The following is an 18,982-nucleotide window of genomic DNA, read 5'->3' as shown; positions in this document are numbered from 1 at the left end:
GATATGATCGGATACACGATGGTCGGAACGACCGATCTCAAGCGAGCCGAAAGGTTCTACGATCCGCTGATGGCGCTGATCGGTCAGGAGCGCTGCTGGTGCGACGCGCAGGTGGCATCCTGGGGACGCAGAGATGATGACCGCGCCCCGCGCTTCTTCACCGGTTATCCCTTCGACGGCAACGCAGCCGGCGTCGGCAATGGTGCGATGACTGCGTTCCTCGCACCAAGCGCCGAGATCATCGACCGGCTGTTTGCAACGGCGATGGAACAGGGCGGAAGTGTCGAGGGCGAGCCGGGCTTTCGCCCGCAATATGGCGACGGCTTCTACGCCGCCTATGTGCGCGACCCCGATGGAAACAAGCTTGCCTTTGTCTGCTACGACGCAGGCGCACCTGCCGCACGGACGCAATCGAAGCGACAGCCTTAACGGCGCGTCGTCCAAGCGAACCAGATCGCGACCGCGGCCAGCAACAACGCCAACCCACGCCGCACCATACGCTCGCGCGATGGTGAGTTGAGCACCGGCTCGAGCGTACTCGCCAGCAACACGATCGTCATATGCACTACGGTGGCGACCCCGACATAGATCGTCGAGAGCGTAAGGTTCTGCGCCAGCAGCGGTCGATCTGGGACGATGAAGCTCGGCAACACCGTGACGAAGAAAAGCGCAGCCTTGGGATTGAGGAGATTGGTGAACAGGCCGCGGCGGAAATAGAAGGCCGGCGTCTTGCCGGTCGGCTCTGCCGCAGCCGTTCCGTCACGCCAAGCGTCGTAGGCGAGATAAAGCAGAAAGCCGACGCCCGCCCATCGCAACACACCATAGAGCGCATCCGAGCGGGCGACGAACTCGGCGACGCCGAAGGAGGCAGCCGCTCCGACAATAGCAAGGCCCAGCGCGATGCCGGCAACGGTCGCCATGCCGGGCTTGCGCCCTTCAGACGCGGAGACCACCGCGAGATAGACCATGTTCGGCCCCGGCGTCAGCTCGATGATGAAGCAGGTCAGCGTGAAGGGAATGAGAGCCGCAGCCCCGAGCGACAGCAAGTCCATGCGAGAGCGTTCACTCCGATGCGCCAAGATCCAAGCCTGCGAGAGGAGAGGAGGTACGGCGCCGTGTCAAGCGGCAGCATGGGTCTGTAGCGCCGACACCGGCTGGCGATACACTGCTCCCCCATCCCTCGCATGAGACAGATGAGGGAGCAGCGAAAAATCCGCCTCCGCAGGGTTGGAGGCGGAAAGGCGTCAGGCGGCGCGCTTGACCCGCGGCAGCGCCAGCTTGCGGCCGCTGGCGACGATCAGGCCAGCAGCACCCTCTAGCCAGCCATCGCGGAGATCGAGCGCCAGGAAGCGGCTGCGCTCGAAGGGGCCGGGCATGACCAGATGTTGTGCCCCGGCTGCGAAAAAGCCGAAACGCTCGTAATAGGCGGCGTCACCGACGAGCAGGATCGCGCCGTGGCCGCGGCTCTTTGCCTCTTCGATCGCCGCCCGCATCAGCATGCCGCCGATGCCCTTGCCCTCATGGGCCGGATCGACCGCCAGCGGGCCGAGCAAAAGCGCCGGAATGCTGTGGCCTTCACGGTTGACGCCTGCCTCGACATTCCACAACCGAACGGTCGCGATGACGTGGCCATCGAGATCGCGGGCGACGAAGGCGAGGCCTTCGGCCGGCACGCGGCCGTTGCGCAGCTTTTCCGACGACTTGCGGCGCCGTTCCGGGCCCATTGCCCGGTCGAGCAGGTTTTCGCGGGCAACGACGTCACCCGGGTTTTCGCTATCGATCACGAATGTGGACGGCGCGAAAAACGCGCGCAGGGCATCAACAACAGCGGCCATCCGGGCCTCCCGTCATCAAAACCGCTTCAGGCGGCATCTGGAAGAAATTGTGAAATGGCGCTCCCGCCCGAAGACGGGAGCAGCCGGATCAGATCACGTAGGACTTCAACGGCTCGAAACCGTTGAAGGCGACGGCCGAGTAGGTCGTCGTGTAGGCGCCGGTGCCTTCGATCAGAACCTCGTCGCCGATCGAGAGCGTGATCGGCAGCGGATACATGTTCTTCTCGTAGAGCACGTCGGCCGAATCGCAGGTCGGGCCGGCCAGCACGCAAGGCTCCATCTCGTCGCCGTCACGCGCCGTGCGGATCGGGTAGCGGATCGCCTCGTCCATGGTTTCGGCGAGACCGCCGAACTTGCCGATGTCGAGGAACACCCAACGGTGCGCGTCGTTGTCCGACTTCTTCGACACGAGAACGACTTCGGCCTTGATCACGCCGGCATTTCCGACCATGCCGCGGCCCGGCTCGATGATCGTTTCCGGGATGTGGTTGCCGAAATGCTTCTTCAGCGCGCCGAAGATCGCCTGGCCATAGGCTTCAGCGGTCGGCACGTCCTTGAGGTACTTCGTCGGGAAGCCACCGCCCATGTTGACCATCTTGAGCTCGATGCCCTGCTTGGCCAGCTGCACGAAGACGCGCTTGGCATCCGAGAGTGCTGCATCCCAGGCGTCGAGCTTCGTCATCTGCGAACCGACATGGAACGAGACGCCGTAGGATACGAGCCCATGCTGATGGGCGTAGACGAGCACGTCGACGGCCATCTGCGGAACGCAGCCGAACTTGCGCGAAAGCGGCCATTCGGCGCCTTCGCCATCGGTGAGCACGCGGCAGAACACGCGGGCGCCGGGGGCTGCGCGGGCAACCTTCTCGACTTCCTCATGGCTGTCGACAGCAAAGAGCGACACACCGAGAGCGTGGGCGCGGGCAATGTCGCGCTCCTTCTTGATGGTGTTGCCGTAGGAAATGCGGCTCGCGGTCGCACCGGCGTCGAGCGCCATTTCGATTTCGGCGACGGACGCGCAATCGAAGGAGGAGCCCATGCCGGCGAGCAGGCGCAGGATTTCCGGCGCCGGGTTTGCCTTGACCGCATAGTAGATCGAGCTGTCCGGCATCGCGTGGCGGAAAGCCTTGAAATTGTTGCGCACGACGTCGAGATCGACAACGAGGCACGGGCCTTCGGGTCGTCGGGTGTTGATGAAGTCGATGATGCGAGCCGTGGTCATGGCCTTATTCCCCTGATCCAAAATGCTCCGCTTGCGCGGAGGACAAAGGGCATACGCGCGAATGCTCTGGAACCAGCCGGTGGAGACCCCGGAACCAAGCATGCGCTCGATGCGCGAACGGTGAACCGAAGCCCGCCTAGGCTTCAATTCGGCTTTGTCTGCCATGGATTGGAGGGGATAACCCAACCGCACTTCCGGCAATGAAGGTGTGCCTCTTCAGTAACCCCGGCTGTTGGAGAGCCGGCAGACACCAGAAAGGCCCGCACCGTCGTTGCTTCAAGATGTCCTCGCATTTCCCGGTTGGCCGGAATAGCGACTGGAGGGGTTAGTTCCAGGTACCTTACCGATACCCTCACCTAATCGAGGGTCGGCGGACACCCACAGGCACGTGCGACTTTGGGCAAGGGCGTAGGTAAGAAAAAACCTTGTCGTAATCAAGAGTTTTTTCATCACCGCTGTTGAATTTTTTTCGAGACCGGTAACACTCACAGTGTTCACGTTTACTGAACAATCAAAGCTGACGTCATGACCGTTGCAAGCGATTGAAAGAACTGGATTTATTTCGACGCCTCGCCTATCCGATCACCGAAATCCGGACAGCGGACGAAATCGGCCACAAAGACAGCTGCCGAACAAAGAAACGTGAAAGAAGCCATCGCGGCGAATCGAATCCCGCGACCAGGAAGACGAGGGAAGACCTGCCATGGACACGCTCACCCGCATCCGCGCCTTCATCGATGTCGTGGACGCCGAAGGATTTTCGGCCGCGGCCAGGCGCGTCGGCCGGTCGAAGGCGCTGCTCTCAAAATACGTGCGTGAACTCGAGGACGAACTCGGCGCGCTTCTGCTCAATCGCACCACACGGCAATTCTCGCTGACGGAAGCCGGCCATACCTACTATCGCACGGCGTCGGAAATCCTGAAGGAGATCGACAATCTCGCCGATCTCGTGCGCGCCAACAATTCCGACCTTAAGGGCCGGCTCAGGATCACCGCGCCACGCACCTTCGTCGACGCCGAGATCGGCCAGTCGCTCATCGATTTCGGCAAGCAGCATCCGGAGCTGTCGCTGGAAATCATTTCAGACGACCGATTCGTCGACCTCGTCGAAGAAGGCTTCGATGTTGCCATCCGCATCACCCGGCTCGAAGATTCGACGCTGATCGCCCGCAAGCTCGACGATTTCCAGGTGCTGATCTGTGCCGCCCCGGATTTCCTCGAGAAGATTGGGCCGATCGCCCATCCGACCGACCTTTCCAAAGTCCCCTGCATTCTCGACACCAATGGCAGGTCCTATTCGAACTGGCGTTTCGTCGAGCCGGATGGCTCCTCCTTCACCGTGCCCGTCAGCGGCCCGATCGAGGTCAACAGTCCGCTTGCCTCCGTACGCGCCGCCGTCTCCGGCATCGGCGTGGCGCTGGTTCCCGACTTCATCGCCCGCCCCAAGGTCGCCACTGGCGAGCTTGTCACGCTCTTTGACGATTTCCTGCCGCGCGACCGCGGCATCTACGCGATCTATCCGCATCGCCGCTACCTGCCGGCCAAGGTGCGCACGCTGGTCGACTACCTCCACACCTGGTTCCGCAAGCCGCGTTGAGGCGGCAAGGTCCCAAATCCGTCCCATTTCCAGTACATTGCGGGACCGAATCGGAGGCGCCAACATGCCTCCGACCAGAAGGCCCGACCAGAAGGATTGCCGTTTCATGAGAATTAAGCGCCTCGTCATGGCCGGCCTTGCCACCCTGCTTGCGCCGACCCTGGTCTCAGCTCACCCGCACATCTTCGCCGAGGCGCGGCTCGAAGTGGCCTCCGACGACAAGGGTGAAGTGAGCGAGCTCAGGAACGTCTGGCGTTTCGACGAGCTGTTTTCCGCCAGTGTCGTGCTGGATTTCGACAAGAACTCGAACGCGACGCTCGACCCGGACGAGCTGGCGGAAGTCGGCCAGACAGTGCTGGAATCGCTGGCAGAGTACAACTATTACACAACAGCGCTCGAAAACGGCAAATCCATCAAGGTCAGCAAGCCCGAGCACATCACCGTCGATTACAAGGACGGCCAGTTGCTGATGATCTTCGCGGTCAAGCCGGCCGAGCCGATGCCGCTTAAGGGCAAGCTCTCCTTCGGCGTCTACGACCCGACCATGTATACGGCCATGGACTTCCCGACCGACGACGACCTGACCGTGGTCGGCGACAAGATCTCAGCCTGCGAGCACAAGGTGGTCCGCCCTGATCCTGACGAAGTCCTTGCTGAAAACAAGGATACGTTGACCGATGCCTTCTGGAGCGATCCGACCGGCACCGACATGTCGAAGCTCTTTGCAACCAGGATCGAGATCACATGCTGAACACCCGCAGGATCGGCGGCCTGATTGTCGCCACGCTCGTGCTAACCGCCCTCACGACCGGCCTTGCAGCGGCGCAGTCGCCGCTCGGCATCGGCACGGCCGAACCATCCTTCCAGACCACCGGCTTCCTCGGCGGTTTCTTCGCCTGGGTAAACGCCGAGCAGCAAGGGTTCTATCGCACACTCACCGGCGCGCTGAAGGGCATGCGCGACAACCCCTGGCAGCTCTGGTCGCTGATCGGCCTTTCCTTCGCCTATGGCGTCTTCCATGCCGCCGGCCCCGGCCACGGCAAGGCGGTCATCTCCTCCTACATGATCGCCAACGAGACCGAGCTGAAACGCGGCGTACTGCTCTCCTTCATGTCGTCGATCCTGCAGGGTGTCGTCGCCATCCTGCTCGTCGGCGCCGTCTATCTGGTTCTGCGCGGATCCTCGATCAGCATGACCGACGCCACGCGCTCCCTGGAAATCGCCAGCTATGCGCTGATCGCCGCCTTCGGCGGCTGGCTCCTGTTTCGCAAGCTGCGCTCGATGATGCGCCCGTCGGCTCTGATGGCAACGGCGGGCGGCGGCCATGTTCATCTCGAGCACGGTCATCACCATGATCATCACGATCATGCTCACCATCGCCACGATCATGGGCATGATCACGGCCACAGCCATGGCGTCGGCGAGGTCTGCTCAAGCTGCGGCCATGCGCATGCGCCTGATCCGTCGATGCTGAGGGGCGATCGCTTCGCCGTGAGCGAGGCCTGGTCGGCGATCGTCGCCGTCGGCCTTAGGCCGTGCTCAGGCGCACTGATCGTCCTGTCCTTCGCGCTTCTCAACGGCCTTTATCTCGGCGGCATCCTGTCGGTCTTCGCCATGTCGATCGGCACGGCGATCACCGTGTCGATCCTGGCGACGCTGGCTGTCACGGCAAAGGGTTTTGCCGTGCGCTACGCATCAAGCGCCGCATCGGCCGCCCGCATCTCGAACGGCATCGAGATATCAGGCGCCCTGCTCGTGATTATCTTGGGATTGGTCCTGCTGGGCGCCGCGCTGCAGAGCTGACACTCTTACGGCGTCCCGCGTTGGATTAAAGCATTTCCAGGAAAAGTGCGGCGCGGTTTTCCGTAAGGAAATGCGCAAAAACAAAGACATAGAGCGTTTCTGTGTTTCCGTCTAAATCGGAAACGCTCTAGAGGCCGCGCTTGCGCTGATGGCGCGCGCGCAGCCAGAAAATCAGGAAGAAGCCGAGAACGAAGACGACGCCGAAGGCGCCGGCGAGCCACACCGAGATATCGCCGAGCCTCAGCATGATCGACGGCAGCACGAAAAAGCCGATGCCGACGACGGCCAGAATGACTGCCGCGGCGATCGCCGGCGACTTTTCCTTGGGGGCCTGGTTTTCTCTGGTCTTCTCGGGCGCGTTCACGCTCACTCCTTTGGCGCGAGGTTCGCGCGAATATCTTCCAGTCGCCGCTTCTGACGACCATCGGCATCGAAATTATCAGGCGACAGCCAGTTTTCGAATGCGGCATTGAGCAGCGGCCATTCGCTGTCGATCATCGAGTACCAGGCCGTATCGCGGTTGCCGCCCTTGGATATCATATGTTGGCGGAAAATGCCTTCGAAACTGAAGCCGAGGCGCAGTGCGGTCGTCCGGCTTGGCTGGTTCTCGCTGTTGCATTTCCACTCGTAGCGGCGATAGCCGAGATCCTCGAAGATGTGCTTGGCCATGAGGTAATGCACCTCGGTCGACAGTGGCGAGCGGGCCATCGCCGCGCCATGCGCAACGGACCCGACCTCGACGACGCCGTTTGCCGGATCGGCGCGCATGTAGTTCGCCATGCCGACGACCTTGCCGTTCGCCTTGTCACGAAACACTTCCGTGACCCAACCGCCCTTTTCCTGGGCGGTGGTCAGCCAGGCGTCGAAATCGTCGATGCCGCCGAAATCGGCCTGCGCGAAATACTTGAGCAGCGGATTGATGCCCATACCGCCGAGCCCGTCCCACAGGTCCTGCCTGTGCGTCGCACGGTCATAGGGCTCAAGCCTGACGTATCGACCTTCGATCGCTACCGCTTTCGGCGCCGGACATCCCTTCCAGTTGCTCAGATCACGCATCGGCCACCTCTCCTGCTGCAGCAATTCAAAGCGCTATAGCGACCTTTGCGGGTCCGGTAAGACGCGCGTCGCTATCGTCTTCGGCATAGGGCAGAGAAGCGGCCGACACAAATTCAAACTGGTGATCAATCCATGAGCGAAATGATCAGGCCGGTACCTTGGCCGATGACACCGTCGCCTCGATATGGTCGACGAGCGCATCGGGAAGGCCGAGGCGACCGGCGAGCAGATCGAGATAGCCCCGCTCGGCGCGGCTCTCCGGCTCGATCGTCAGGCGCGAGGCGGTATAGACCTCAACGCGCTCTTCTTCGGTCTTCGCAGCGCTGACGATGGCGTCGATATCAACAGGATTGGCAAGCTCGCCCTCGAGGAACGCCGATGCATCCGCCGACAGGCCGGACACCGACAGCTTGTCCATGATGTGGCGGCGCTCGACCTCGTCGATATGGCCGTCCGCGCGCGAGGCGGCGATCATGGCGCGCACGAGAACAAGCGCGAAATCGTGGCTGATTTTTTCCGGCTCTGCGGCAAATCCGGAATCGGTCGGCGGCGGCAAGAGTTCAGGCTGCCTCTGGGCGGCCGGATCGGTGACCGGAGCATTGCCGGACTGGTAGTTCTTGTAGGCCTGGTAGCCGAGGCCGGCGATGGCGGCGAGCCCGCCGAGAACGGCCGCATTGCCGGTCAGCTGCCGGCCAGACTTGGTTCCGAGCAGGACGGCGGCGATGGCACCGGTTGCCAGCGGGTTGTCCTTGGCGAGTTGCGTTACCTGGCCGGCGCGGTCACGCACCGATCCACCGGCTCCCGGCACCTGCGATCCCAGAAACTGGTCCAGCAATTTCTTCGCGTCGAACATGGGGTCTCGCTCCTTGTCGGTTCCAGGCGGTTGAAACACGTGCGAAACAGGGCGCCGCCTGCACCCGTCCCGTCAAATCGATTGAGACATAGGAACGTTGCAGTGAAAATACAAATTCGCGTTGCACACGAAAAAGGCCGAGCGCTTGGCTCGGCCTTAAAACTCTTCAGGTGATAGAACGGGTCTCAGCCCTTGAGCGCAAAGGCTTCGGCAGCAAGCTTGGTGATGCCGGCCCAATCGCCCTTGGCGACCAGATCCTTCGGCGCCACCCACGAACCGCCGACGCAGATGACATTCGGCAGCGACAGGTAGTCGCGCGCGTTCGACAGCGAAATGCCGCCGGTCGGGCAGAAGAAGGTGCCGGCAAGCGGCGACGACAGCGACTTGAGATAGGCGGCACCGCCGGCCTGTTCGGCCGGGAAGAACTTCATGACCTCATAGCCCTCTTCGCGCAGGCCCATGACTTCGCTGGCGGTCGCAGCGCCCGGCAACAGCGGGGCGTCGTGGTCCTTGGCAACGTCGATCAGCTCCTGCGTCGTGCCGGGGCTGACGATGAACTGCGAACCCGCTTCGATCGCCGCTTCGAACTGGGCAGCATTGAGGATGGTACCGGCGCCGGCCACCGCACCCTCGACCTCGTTGGCAACGGCGCTGATCGCCTCAAGGGCTGCCGGCGTGCGCAAGGTGATCTCGATCGCTCTCAGCCCACCTGCGACAAGTGCGCGCGCCAGCGGCACGGCGGTCGCCACGTCGTCGATCACCAGAACCGGCACGACCGGCTGAAGTTTGAGGATGGAAAGAAGCTTGTCGGTTTTCACACTCATGCAGATCGTCCTTTTAAAACGATTGAATATGCGTCCCCGCATACTCCGCCTGCCGCCGCTTGTCGAGACCGAAGGAAGAGCGCGGCCACCGATCGTATATGAGTAAATAATAAAATAACTTCGACAACAAAGAGATACTTGAGCCTTTCCCGTAAAACGATAGTTTGATGACCATCGACCCTCTCGAAATGCGGGATACCCATGGCGAAGGAGATAGAGCGCAAGTTCCTGGTGGCCTCCGACGGATGGCAGGAGCAAGCGGACAAGGGCACGCAGCTCAGGCAAGCCTATGTCGTGACCATGGACGACCGCTCCGTGCGTGTTCGGATCCACGGCAACAAATGGGCACGGCTGACGATCAAGATCGGCAAGTCGGCGCTGGTGCGTAACGAATACGAGTATGACGTGTCGATGGACGACGCGCAGGAGATGCTGACACAGGCGGTCGGCGTCGTCATCGAGAAGCGGCGCTTCCGCGTGCCGCACAAGGGCTTCACCTGGGAGGTCGACGTCTATGAAGGCGCGCTGAAAGGGCTGGTCGTTGCCGAGGTCGAGATGAAGCGGGAAACGGATCTGCCGGCACTTCCCGAATGGCTCGGCCGTGAGATCACCGGGGACCGCCGCTATTCCAACCAGTCGCTTGCCACTGACGGACTCGTGGAAGAACAGACATGAGCTACGCCTTCCGACCGACACGGGCCTTCACCGACGACTTCAAGCGGGTGGGTGCCGAACAATTCGAGCAGGCGATCGAACTCCTTCGGCTTCGCCCTGATGGTGTGCACGAGGCGATCCACGGCGCCCGCAAATGTTTCAAACGCATACGCGCGCTCTACCGGCTCGTTGCCGCCGACGCACCGCTGTTTCAAAGGCAGGAGAATGCCCGCATCCGCGACATGGCGCGCAATCTCTCCACCGTCCGGGACGCAGCAGCACTCGTCGAGAATGCCCGCTATCTGCATGAAAGTGCCCGCAGCGACGACGAAGAGAAGGCTCTCGACCACGTCTGTTCGCGACTGCTTGAGCGGCGCGACCGGATTGCGGCCAGCGAAACCGATCTCGACGACAGGATCGCGGCCACCATCGTCAATTGCGAGCAGGCGATGGCAGCGCTCGCCCATGTCACCTTCGACGACCGTCGCGGTAAGACGGCGGACCGGCTGGCGAAGGGCTGGCGCCGCACGCTGAAGCGCGCAGCCCGCGCTCGCGAAGCGTGTGGGGCCAGCACCGAGGCGGCCGCCTTCCACGAGTTACGCAAGCGGGCGCAGGATTACCGCATGCACCTGGCCCTGATGCGTGACGCGTGGCCCTCGGCGATGGAGGCAAAACGCCTGGATGCAAAGGCGCTGGTCGATGTCCTCGGCCACCTCAACGACCTCGACGTCATGACCTCCGTCGTCAACGAGAATCCGTGTCTCGCCGGCAACAGCCAGGATCAGGCCTATCTGATCTCCGCCGTCATCGCGCGGCAGGAGACCCTGCGCTTGGAAGCGCTCGACCGCGCAAGAAACGTCTTCCTCGACGCGCCTGATGACGAGAGCCGGACCCTCCGGCTGCTCTGGCTTGAGGCCAGCCGCTAGTCCCGAGCCGCGACAGATGGCCCTGCGCGGGAGGTCCGGATTGCACTTGCCGCGCGAAAGCTGTATTTGCACGGCCCATGACCGACATTTCAACGACCCCGCGCCCGGAGACGCATGGCCAGTTCATGGTCGCAGCGCTCTATCATTTCGTCGCGTTCCCGCGTTTCGCCGAATTCCGCGAGCCGCTGCAAGCCGTCTGCGACGAGAACGGCGTCAAGGGAACCCTGCTTCTCGCCCATGAAGGCATCAACGGCACGATCGCCGGCACCGATGCCGGCATCACGGCGGTGTTGTCCTATCTGCGCTCCCAGCCCGAATTCACGGGCCTGGAACACAAGGAAAGCCGTGCCTCGGCGATGCCGTTCCTGCGCATGAAGGTGCGGCTGAAGAAGGAAATCGTCACCATGGGCGTCGATAACATCGACCCCAACAAGATCGTCGGCACCTATGTCGACGCGAAGGACTGGAATGCACTGATCTCCGATCCGGAAACGATCGTCATCGACACACGCAACGATTACGAGACAGCGATCGGCATCTTCAAAGGTGCCGTCGACCCGCAGACTAAGACTTTCCGCGAGTTCCCCGACTGGGTGCGCAACAACACCGGCCTGCACAACAAGCCGAAGATCGCCATGTATTGCACCGGCGGCATCCGCTGCGAGAAGGCCACGGCCTTCATGAAGGAACAGGGCTTCGACGAAGTCTTCCATCTCAAGGGCGGCATCCTGAAGTATCTCGAAGAGGTGCCGCAGGAAGAAAGCCTCTGGGAAGGCGCCTGCTTCGTCTTCGACGACCGCGTGTCGGTCACGCACGGGCTTGAAGAGGGCGAGCACACGCTCTGCCACGCCTGCCGGCAGCCGCTGACCCCTGCCGACCTCGCCTCGCCGCATCACGAGGACGGTGTATCCTGCATTCATTGTCATGAAGTGCGCACCGACGAGGACCGCGAGCGGTATCGCCAACGGCAGCGCCAGATCACGCTTGCGAAAAAACGCGGCGAAAAACACCTCGGAAGCTGATCTTTTCGCAGAAAATGCCCCTCATCCGCCTACCGGCACCTTCTCCCCGCAGGCGGGGCGAAGGGATTTGTGCCGCACCGCCCCAACTCCAAAGAGCCCCCGTTCACATCCAGCTCACCACGTCCGGCAAGCCCGCGGGCCAGTCCACGTTCCCTCGCCCCGCTTGCGGGGAGAGGGTTAGCGTGAGGGGCAAATCTCGGCGCCGCTTCTCTAGCCCGGCAGCGCCTCGCACTCCTCAAGCACCATCGCCGCGCGATCCCATTCGGGCCGGCTGCGAATAAAGATTGCTTCCGTCGGTGTGAATTCAGAGGGATCGTCGAGCGTGCCGGCATAGATTGACCAGCGGCAATCATCAGGCGGGCCGGAGCCGAAGAGCTGGCTGCCGCAGGTCTCGCAGAAGTAACGGATCGTCAGATTGCCGTTTTCGGCACGCTTCTCGTAAGCACGACACGTGCCCGATATCGCCACGTCCGAGCGATCGAAGATCATGTAGCAGCAGTGACCGGTACCGGTGACCCGCTGGCAATCGCGGCAGTGGCAAAACCCGGAATAGGACGGCGCACGCCTGGTCTCATACCGGATGGCACCGCAGAGACATCCACCTTTCATGCCTGCCTCCTCCCGAGATTGCAGCAAACATAGCGCGCAGCGACCCGCATTCAAAAGAAAACCGCGCGCCGGGATGCGGCGCGCGGTTCGATATTCGGTTTTACGCGCCAGAAATTACCAGCTCGGGATCAGCGCGCCCTTGAAGGTGTCGTTGATGAAGGTCCGGACGGATTCGTCGTGGTAGGCTTCAACCAGCGTCTTCACCCAAGGCGCGTCCTTGTCGGCAGTGCGCACGGCAATGACGTTGGCATAGGGCGACTTTTCGCCTTCGATGGCGATGGCGTCTTCCTTCGGGTGAAGGTCGGCCTCGAGCGCGTAGTTGGTGTTGATCACGGCCGCGTCGACGTCGGCGAGCGAGCGCGGCAGCTGGGCTGCGTCCAGTTCGGCAAACGTGATGTTCTTCGGGTTTTCCGTGATGTCGGACGGGGTCACCTTCAGGCCGACTTCCGGCTTGACCTTGATCAGGCCCTTGGAAGCGAGCACGAGCAGCGCGCGGCCACCGTTGGTCGGGTCGTTCGGGATACCGATCGTCGCGCCGTCCTTCAGCTCGTCGAGGCTCTTCACCTTGCTCGAATAGACACCCATCGGCGTGGTGATAGTGGTGCCGACGCTGACGATGTCGAAGCCGCGATCAGCGATCTGGTTGTCGAGGTAAGGCTGGTGCTGGAACGAGTTGGCGTTGAGGTCGCCGTCGGCAAGCGCCTGGTTCGGGACGACGTAGTCGGAGAATTCGAGGATCTCGATGTCGAGGCCCTTGGGTGCCGCGACTTCCTTCACCTTTTCCATGATCTGGGCATGTTCGCCCGGAGTGACGCCGACCTTGATGGTTTCGGCGAACGCCGCACCGGCGGAAAGCGCTGCGATTGCCGCAGCAATGATGAGCTTCTTCATGGGTATCTCCTTGGTTGTGACTTGAATGTCCTGGGAAATCAGTTCTTGCGGCTGCGCCTGTCGAAACGGCGCGCCAGTCCGTCGCCAGCGCTCTGCACCAGCTGCACCAGCACGATCAGCACGATGACGACGACGAGCATCACGTCGGGCATGAAACGCTGGTAGCCATAGCGGATGCCGAGGTCGCCGAGCCCACCGCCCCCGACAGCACCAACCATGGCGGAGTAGCCGATGAGGCTGACGGCAGTCATGGTCAGAGCCATCGTCAGCGCCGGCCGCGCTTCGGCGAGCAGCACCTTGAAGACGATCTGCATCGGCGTCGCGCCCATGGCGCGGGCCGCCTCGATCAGCCCCTTGTCGATCTCCCGGATCGCCGCCTCGACGAGGCGCGCAACGAAGGGAATGGTGGCGATCGTCAGCGGCACGATCGCCGCCTTGGTGCCGATCGACGTGCCGGTGAGGAGCCGCGTGAAAGGAATGATGGCAACGACCAGGATGATGAACGGCGTCGAGCGCGCGGCATTGACGATCAGCCCGACGATGCGGTTGGTCATCGGCGCCGGGAAAAGCTCGCCCTTGCCGCTGGTTGCGAGGAAGATGCCGATCGGCCCGCCGATCAACGAGCCGATCAGGCCGGCGGCCGCCACCATGTAGAGCGTGTCGAGCGTGGCGCCCCAGATCTTCAGCAGGATATCAGGCGACATAGCCGAGCACCTCCGTAACCAGACCGTTTTCGGTGAAGAAGCGTTCGGCGCGGCCTGCGGTTTCCGCATCGGCACCATAGGCGACGACCAGCGAGCCGTAGGGCCGGCCGCCGATCTCGTCGATCGTGCCGGCAATGATGTTGACCTCGGCGCCAACCGACTTGATCAGCTGCGAAATCAGCGGTCGTTCTGCCGCCGCCCCGAAGAAGGTCAGGCGCACGACGGCGCGGTCACCGGCAGCCGCCTGCGGCTTCAGCGCCCGCGATACGGCGTCGGGCAGCTTCGAGCCCGGCAGGCCTGAAAGCATCGCCCGCGTCGTCTCGTGCTTCGGATGGGTGAAGACATCGAAGGTGTGGCCGCGTTCGACGATGCGGCCGTGATCGATCACGGCAACGTCGGAGGTGACGGCCTTCACCACTTCCATCTCGTGGGTGATGAGCAGCACCGTCAAGCCGAGATCGGCATTGATGCGCTTCAGGAGTTCGAGGATCGACTGCGTCGTCTCGGGATCGAGCGCCGATGTCGCTTCGTCCGAAAGCAGGAGCTTCGGCTCGGTCGCGAGCGCCCGGGCGATGCCGATCCGCTGCTTCTGGCCGCCGGACAGCTCGGCCGGGTAGCGTCCATGCTTGTCCGCCAGCCCGACGAGATCAAGCAGCGGCCGCACGCGCTTCTCGATGGCGGGCTTGGCCATGCCGGCGATTTCGAGCGGCAGTGCCACATTGCCGAACACGGTGCGCGACGAGAGAAGGTTGAAATGCTGGAAGATCATGCCGACCGAACGGCGCAATTCGCGCAGGCCAGCTTCGTCGAGCGCGCCGACATCGACGCCATCGACCAGAACCTTGCCACCCGTCGGCTTTTCCAGGCCGTTGACCAGCCGGATCAGCGTCGACTTGCCGGCGCCGGAGCGGCCGATGATGCCAGTGATCGAGCCGCGGCCGACCGAAAGCGAGACGTTGTCGAGTGCGGTAAAGCCGTCGCTCTTGCCGGAGGCTGGGAAATGCTTCGATACGCCGTCGAAGATGACGGCCGCATCGCCCGGCGCCGGGACTGTATAGGCGGAAACGCTCATCGTTCGGATACCCCCGAAAGAGGCGTTATCGTTATGGACGGGTACATAGGTGCTCTCGGATGCTCGAAACTTGAAGATCCCGGGCTCATGGCGCGGGATGGAAGGCGCGTCTTGTCAGGCCGACATTCGACAACGCATTCGCAACAGGGAGCACTTCTCTAGCATTAGCCAACCGGTGAGTTCAATGTCGTTGCCGCAGGAAGGACATGCGACATAATCCACGGCGCTTATGGACAATTGAGATTGGTGTTTACAGGTATGTTTTTCCGCCTTGCACGGCGTTTGCGGAAAAAACCGCTCTTTCGTGGACGGATCTCCCCGTGGACGGGCGGGCATCGGCCCGACAAGCGGGCCGATGCAGGCGACGTGTCGTGGGCGGTCAGACGCCGATGGCGTGGGCAACCGGCTCCAGATGCGGCCAGACTTCGAGCGAGCCGCGATAGATCATGTTGAGCGCCACATAAAGGATGATGGCGAGACCGACATAGGCGATCCAGTGATAGCGGTTGAGCAACCGGGCGATGAAACTGGCGGCGATGCCCATCAGCGCGATCGACAGGATGAGACCGAAGACGAGGATCGTCGGATGCTCGCGCGCAGCACCGGCAACTGCCAGCACGTTGTCGAGCGACATCGACACGTCGGCAATGACGATCTGGATGGCGGCCTGAAGGAAGGTCTTTCGCGGCGCCGAATTGGCGCCCTCGCCTTCGAAATCCTCCGCTCCACCGGCGCGGATCTCACGCCACATCTTCCAGCAGACCCAGAGGAGCAGGAGCCCGCCGGCCAAGAGCAGTCCGATGATGTCGAGAAGCTGCACGGTAACGCTGGCAAGCGCGATACGCAGCACCGTGGCAGCCAGAATACCGACCAGGATCGCCTTGCGGCGCTGCTCGGCCGGCAGGCCGGCGGCCGCAAGGCCGATGACCACAGCGTTGTCGCCGGCCAGAACCAGGTCGATGACGATGACCTGCAGAAGCGCCAGCAGCCCGGCAGAAGTAAAGATTTCCATGAACGATGGTCCCCCAGGCGTGCCCCGCACGCCTATTCGCTATCGCTAACGCATAGAACAACGGCAGTTGGCGGATCAAGGGGCTGAGGCGGATAGCTTCGGACTACGCACCGGAATGATGGCCTCACGCAGTCGTTGATGGTTTCACGCCGTGAAGGGAATACCACGCCACCACGGTTTACTGGCCGCCGTTCTCTGCTACGAAACACGGCAAGACAGACAAGAAGGACAGGAATTCGGATGCGCATCGTTTTGACCGGAAGTTCGGGACGCGTCGGCCGGGCAATTTACAATGCGCTGGCGCCTCACCATGACGTGGTCGGCATCGATCGTGCCCCTTTCGCGACCACTGACATTACCGGCGACTTTGTCGATGGCGTCCTGCTCGAGCGCGCCATGCAAGGCGCCGATGCCGTCATTCACACGGCAGCACTGCATGCGCCGCACGTCGATACGATCCCCGACGCGGAGTTCGAGCGGGTCAATGTGATGGGCACCCATCTGGTCATTGCCGCAGCGCAAGCCGCCGGCGTCGGCCGCATCGTCTTCACCAGCACGACGGCGCTTTACGGCCATGCGGTCAAGGCGAATGCCTGCGCCTGGATCACCGAGGAAACGGCGCCGCAACCGCACACGATCTACCACCATACCAAGCTTGCTGCCGAAGCATTGCTTGAAAATGCCGCCGACCGGGGGCTGCACGTCCGCGTCCTGCGCATGTCCAGGTGTTTTCCGGAACAGGCCGACCGCATGGCCGCCTATCGGCTGCACCGCGGCATCGACGTCCGCGATGTGGCCGACGCCCATGCAGCCGCGCTCGACAATGACGGCCCCGCCTTCCAGCGCTTCATCATTTCGGGCGAGCCGGCCTTCCTACCGACGGATTGCCGGCATCTGGCGGGCGATGCGGATGCCGTTCTGCGCGAGCGGGCAAGCAAGTTTTCCCAGGCCTTTGCCGAACGCGGCTGGCCGCTGCCCACCGCGATCGACCGGATCTACGACCCGAGTGCCGCCATCGGCGCGCTCGAATGGAAGCCGCGTTTCGGCTTCAAGGAAGTGCTCGCCCAGCTCGATCGCGGTAGCCTCGAAGTGCTGCCGGTGCGCAAGGCGGTTTCGCGACGCCTCGATTAATAGGTCGCCTTGCGCGCTTCGTAGGGCGCGCAAGGCCCTGATCCCTAGATGTGATTGCCGCCGGGAAATTCCTCGGCCAGTGTCTTGTACCAGTGACCGCTCTTCTTGATCGTGCGCACCTGCGTTTCGTAGTCCACATGCACGATGCCGAAGCGCATCCTGTAGCCTTCGGCCCACTCGAAATTGTCCATCAGGCTCCAGGCGAAGTAACCGCGCATAGGATAACCCTTGGCGATCAGGTCTGCCGTCACCGACAGGTGCTCGGCGATGTAGTCGAGCCGCGGCTGGTCATCGACCGCACCGTCTTCCACGCCCATGTTGTAGCAGGCGCCATTCTCGGTGATGTAGCAATCGGGTAGGTCGTAGCGGGCGTTGAGCGTCTCGACGAGCTGGCCGAGCGCCGGCGCATAGACCTCCCAGCCGATATCGGTCTTCACGTCGCTGACCGGCTTGGCATTGACCGTCGCAGGGTACTCGACGCCTGGCGTCGGATCGTCGCTGACCCGCATCGGCGTGTAGTAGTTGAGGCCCCACCAGTCGAGCGGGCGCGAGATCGTTTCCATGTCTCCGTCCTCGATCTCGGGCATGCGGTCGCCGAGCGCACTCATGAAGCTCTCGGGATACGCACCTTTGAAGATAGGCCCGAAGAACACGCCGTTGTGGAAATCGAAGGCGCGCTCGGCAGCTGCCTTGTCGGCATCGCTATCGCTGCCGGGATAGACCGAATGGGCATTGATGACGATGCCGGCCGGCAGGTTCGGCCGCTCCGAGCGGATGGCATCGACACCCAGGCCATGGGCCAGATTGGTGAAATGCAGCGCGTGCAGGGCGGCATCCATGTTGCGCTCGCCCGGCGCGTGAATGCCATAGAGATGGCTGAGCCAGACCGAGCACCAGGGCTCGTTGAAGGTCGCAACCGCATCTAGCCGGTCGCCGAGACGGGCAATGACGGTCTTGGCGTAGCGCTGGAAGGCATAGGCCGTGCTGCGCGCCGTCCAGCCGCCGTCGCCCATCAGCGCCAGCGGCAGGTCCCAGTGATAGAGCGTCGCAAAGGCCTTGATATTGCGCGCTTTCAGGCCGTCGACGAGCCGGTCGTAAAAGTCGAGGCCCTTCTCGTTGATTGGACCCGTGCCCTCGGGAATGATGCGCGGCCAGGCGATCGAAAACCGGTAGGCCTCGACGCCGAGGCTCTTGATCAGATCGAGATCCTCATCGAGCCTGTTGTAATGATCGCAGGCGATGTCGCCGTTGTGCCGGCCGAAGACCCGGCCCGGCATGTTGGAAAAAGCGTCCCAGATCGATGGTTTGCGCCCGTCCATCTTGGTGGCGCCCTCGATCTGGAAGGAGGCCGTCGCCACCCCGAACACGAAATCGCCCGGGAAACGCCGGGCAAGGGTCTTTGCTTCGATCATCAGCCTGTCTCGTCCTTTGCAGCGGCCCGCCTCCGGCGGGCGGCCGCTCACTTGGTGTATTTTCGTTTTTCTTGCGGGTCGGCCTAAAGCGACACCGGCAAATGTCAACTCGCGAGAAAGGGCGGGGCATCCCCCGCACTTGCCCTGTCGGCAAGCTTTCCGGTTACACCTTTACCCACGCCCCGTTTCGTTTTGACGACTGGACGCAGGCGTCGACGAAGGCCATGCCCTTCATGCCATCGTCGATGGTCGGATAGGTGACGGCGGGGTCGATGGCCTCGCCTTTGCGCTTGGCGAAGATCGCCCGCGCCGCCTCGCTGTAGATGTTGGCAAAACCCTCAAGATAGCCTTCGGGATGT

The 18,982-nt window shown here is 62.6% G+C and carries 21 protein-coding genes and 1 pseudogene; 8 read left to right on the top strand and 14 right to left on the bottom strand.

Features of this window, described 5'->3' with window-relative positions; genetic code table 11:
- Nucleotides 1–3 precede the first annotated feature (3 nt).
- Entirely contained in the window at nucleotides 4–429 is a 426-nt protein-coding gene (locus tag AC1Q80_RS24360; RefSeq protein ID WP_492362105.1) for a VOC family protein, read from the top strand.
- Here the strand turns inward: AC1Q80_RS24360 and AC1Q80_RS24355 are convergent.
- From AC1Q80_RS24355 to odc2, 3 genes are all read right to left on the bottom strand, one after another.
- Nucleotides 426–1,052 (bottom strand): LysE family translocator, encoded by a 627-nt coding sequence (locus tag AC1Q80_RS24355; protein WP_492362104.1) that lies wholly within the window; start codon nucleotides 1,050–1,052, stop codon nucleotides 426–428. The genes AC1Q80_RS24360 and AC1Q80_RS24355 overlap by 4 nt on opposite strands.
- 192 nt (nucleotides 1,053–1,244) lie before the next feature.
- Nucleotides 1,245–1,835, bottom strand: coding sequence for a GNAT family N-acetyltransferase (locus AC1Q80_RS24350; RefSeq protein WP_173423707.1), 591 nt, complete (start codon nucleotides 1,833–1,835; stop codon nucleotides 1,245–1,247).
- 88 nt (nucleotides 1,836–1,923) lie between these two features.
- On the bottom strand, nucleotides 1,924–3,057 hold the full coding sequence (odc2, locus tag AC1Q80_RS24345) for an ornithine/lysine decarboxylase (RefSeq protein ID WP_209791505.1): 1,134 nt from the start codon (nucleotides 3,055–3,057) through the stop codon (nucleotides 1,924–1,926).
- A gap of 703 nt (nucleotides 3,058–3,760) precedes the next feature.
- Between odc2 and AC1Q80_RS24340 the strand changes: the two genes are divergently transcribed.
- The 3 genes from AC1Q80_RS24340 to AC1Q80_RS24330 all read left to right on the top strand — a co-directional run bounded on the left by AC1Q80_RS24340 (nucleotide 3,761) and on the right by AC1Q80_RS24330 (nucleotide 6,457).
- Nucleotides 3,761–4,654, top strand: a complete 894-nt coding sequence (locus AC1Q80_RS24340) for a LysR family transcriptional regulator (RefSeq protein WP_173423709.1) — start codon at nucleotides 3,761–3,763, stop codon at nucleotides 4,652–4,654.
- 106 nt (nucleotides 4,655–4,760) lie between these two features.
- Nucleotides 4,761–5,405, top strand: a complete 645-nt coding sequence (locus AC1Q80_RS24335) for a DUF1007 family protein (RefSeq protein WP_173423710.1) — start codon at nucleotides 4,761–4,763, stop codon at nucleotides 5,403–5,405.
- On the top strand, nucleotides 5,399–6,457 hold the full coding sequence (locus tag AC1Q80_RS24330; protein WP_209791504.1) for a nickel/cobalt transporter: 1,059 nt from the start codon (nucleotides 5,399–5,401) through the stop codon (nucleotides 6,455–6,457). Before AC1Q80_RS24335 ends, AC1Q80_RS24330 begins: the two co-directional genes overlap by 7 nt.
- A gap of 127 nt (nucleotides 6,458–6,584) precedes the next feature.
- Here AC1Q80_RS24330 and AC1Q80_RS24325 read toward each other — a convergent pair whose 3' ends face one another.
- The 4 genes from AC1Q80_RS24325 to AC1Q80_RS24310 form a co-directional block, all read right to left on the bottom strand.
- Nucleotides 6,585–6,821 carry a hypothetical protein gene (locus tag AC1Q80_RS24325; protein WP_173423712.1) on the bottom strand — a complete coding sequence of 79 codons (237 nt, stop codon included), beginning with the start codon at nucleotides 6,819–6,821 and terminating at the stop codon, nucleotides 6,585–6,587.
- Between the two features lie 2 nt (nucleotides 6,822–6,823).
- Complete coding sequence (locus tag AC1Q80_RS24320) at nucleotides 6,824–7,513, bottom strand: GNAT family N-acetyltransferase (protein WP_492362103.1); 690 nt, start codon at nucleotides 7,511–7,513, stop codon at nucleotides 6,824–6,826.
- A gap of 145 nt (nucleotides 7,514–7,658) precedes the next feature.
- Nucleotides 7,659–8,366 (bottom strand): tellurite resistance TerB family protein, encoded by a 708-nt coding sequence (locus tag AC1Q80_RS24315; RefSeq protein WP_173423714.1) that lies wholly within the window; start codon nucleotides 8,364–8,366, stop codon nucleotides 7,659–7,661.
- Nucleotides 8,367–8,551: 185 nt separating this feature from the next.
- Nucleotides 8,552–9,190, bottom strand: coding sequence for a 2-dehydro-3-deoxy-phosphogluconate aldolase (locus tag AC1Q80_RS24310; protein WP_209791501.1), 639 nt, complete (start codon nucleotides 9,188–9,190; stop codon nucleotides 8,552–8,554).
- Between the two features lie 201 nt (nucleotides 9,191–9,391).
- Between AC1Q80_RS24310 and AC1Q80_RS24305 the strand changes: the two genes are divergently transcribed.
- The 3 genes from AC1Q80_RS24305 to trhO all read left to right on the top strand — a co-directional run bounded on the left by AC1Q80_RS24305 (nucleotide 9,392) and on the right by trhO (nucleotide 11,792).
- Complete coding sequence (locus tag AC1Q80_RS24305; protein WP_492362102.1) at nucleotides 9,392–9,865, top strand: CYTH domain-containing protein; 474 nt, start codon at nucleotides 9,392–9,394, stop codon at nucleotides 9,863–9,865.
- A complete protein-coding gene (locus AC1Q80_RS24300) occupies nucleotides 9,862–10,770 on the top strand; it encodes a CHAD domain-containing protein (RefSeq protein WP_492362101.1) in 909 nt (302 codons plus the stop codon). The genes AC1Q80_RS24305 and AC1Q80_RS24300 overlap by 4 nt, the downstream gene beginning before the upstream one ends.
- A 77-nt stretch (nucleotides 10,771–10,847) precedes the next feature.
- Nucleotides 10,848–11,792: an oxygen-dependent tRNA uridine(34) hydroxylase TrhO gene (gene trhO / locus AC1Q80_RS24295; RefSeq protein ID WP_492362100.1), complete on the top strand. Its 945-nt coding sequence runs from the start codon at nucleotides 10,848–10,850 to the stop codon at nucleotides 11,790–11,792.
- Between the two features lie 210 nt (nucleotides 11,793–12,002).
- On the opposite strand, the gene AC1Q80_RS24290 is transcribed toward trhO, so the two are convergent.
- The 5 genes from AC1Q80_RS24290 to AC1Q80_RS24270 all read right to left on the bottom strand — a co-directional run bounded on the left by AC1Q80_RS24290 (nucleotide 12,003) and on the right by AC1Q80_RS24270 (nucleotide 16,080).
- On the bottom strand, nucleotides 12,003–12,401 hold the full coding sequence (locus AC1Q80_RS24290) for a GFA family protein (RefSeq protein ID WP_492362099.1): 399 nt from the start codon (nucleotides 12,399–12,401) through the stop codon (nucleotides 12,003–12,005).
- A gap of 114 nt (nucleotides 12,402–12,515) precedes the next feature.
- Nucleotides 12,516–13,292, bottom strand: coding sequence for a MetQ/NlpA family ABC transporter substrate-binding protein (locus AC1Q80_RS24285; RefSeq protein WP_173423720.1), 777 nt, complete (start codon nucleotides 13,290–13,292; stop codon nucleotides 12,516–12,518).
- Between the two features lie 38 nt (nucleotides 13,293–13,330).
- A complete protein-coding gene (locus tag AC1Q80_RS24280) occupies nucleotides 13,331–13,996 on the bottom strand; it encodes a methionine ABC transporter permease (protein WP_115419179.1) in 666 nt (221 codons plus the stop codon).
- On the bottom strand, nucleotides 13,986–15,068 hold the full coding sequence (locus tag AC1Q80_RS24275) for a methionine ABC transporter ATP-binding protein (protein ID WP_492362098.1): 1,083 nt from the start codon (nucleotides 15,066–15,068) through the stop codon (nucleotides 13,986–13,988). Before AC1Q80_RS24275 ends, AC1Q80_RS24280 begins: the two co-directional genes overlap by 11 nt.
- A gap of 379 nt (nucleotides 15,069–15,447) precedes the next feature.
- Nucleotides 15,448–16,080: a TerC family protein gene (locus AC1Q80_RS24270; RefSeq protein WP_173423722.1), complete on the bottom strand. Its 633-nt coding sequence runs from the start codon at nucleotides 16,078–16,080 to the stop codon at nucleotides 15,448–15,450.
- A 240-nt stretch (nucleotides 16,081–16,320) separates the two neighbouring features.
- On the opposite strand from AC1Q80_RS24270, the gene AC1Q80_RS24265 reads away from it, so the two are divergent.
- Complete coding sequence (locus tag AC1Q80_RS24265) at nucleotides 16,321–17,211, top strand: NAD-dependent epimerase/dehydratase family protein (RefSeq protein WP_492362097.1); 891 nt, start codon at nucleotides 16,321–16,323, stop codon at nucleotides 17,209–17,211.
- Nucleotides 17,212–17,255: 44 nt separating this feature from the next.
- Here AC1Q80_RS24265 and AC1Q80_RS24260 read toward each other — a convergent pair whose 3' ends face one another.
- Together AC1Q80_RS24260 and AC1Q80_RS24255 are read right to left on the bottom strand one after the other, a co-directional pair.
- On the bottom strand, nucleotides 17,256–18,623 hold the full coding sequence (locus AC1Q80_RS24260; protein WP_492362096.1) for a GH1 family beta-glucosidase: 1,368 nt from the start codon (nucleotides 18,621–18,623) through the stop codon (nucleotides 17,256–17,258).
- A 163-nt stretch (nucleotides 18,624–18,786) separates the two neighbouring features.
- Nucleotides 18,787–18,982 (bottom strand): annotated as a pseudogene (locus AC1Q80_RS24255) (gfo/Idh/MocA family oxidoreductase); the annotation flags it as partial.

It is taken from the genome of Ensifer sp. GW823-FHT05D09, assembly GCF_058795755.1.
The sequence above is the reverse complement of the archived record's forward strand: the minus strand, read 5'-3'. Positions and strand labels throughout refer to the sequence as shown.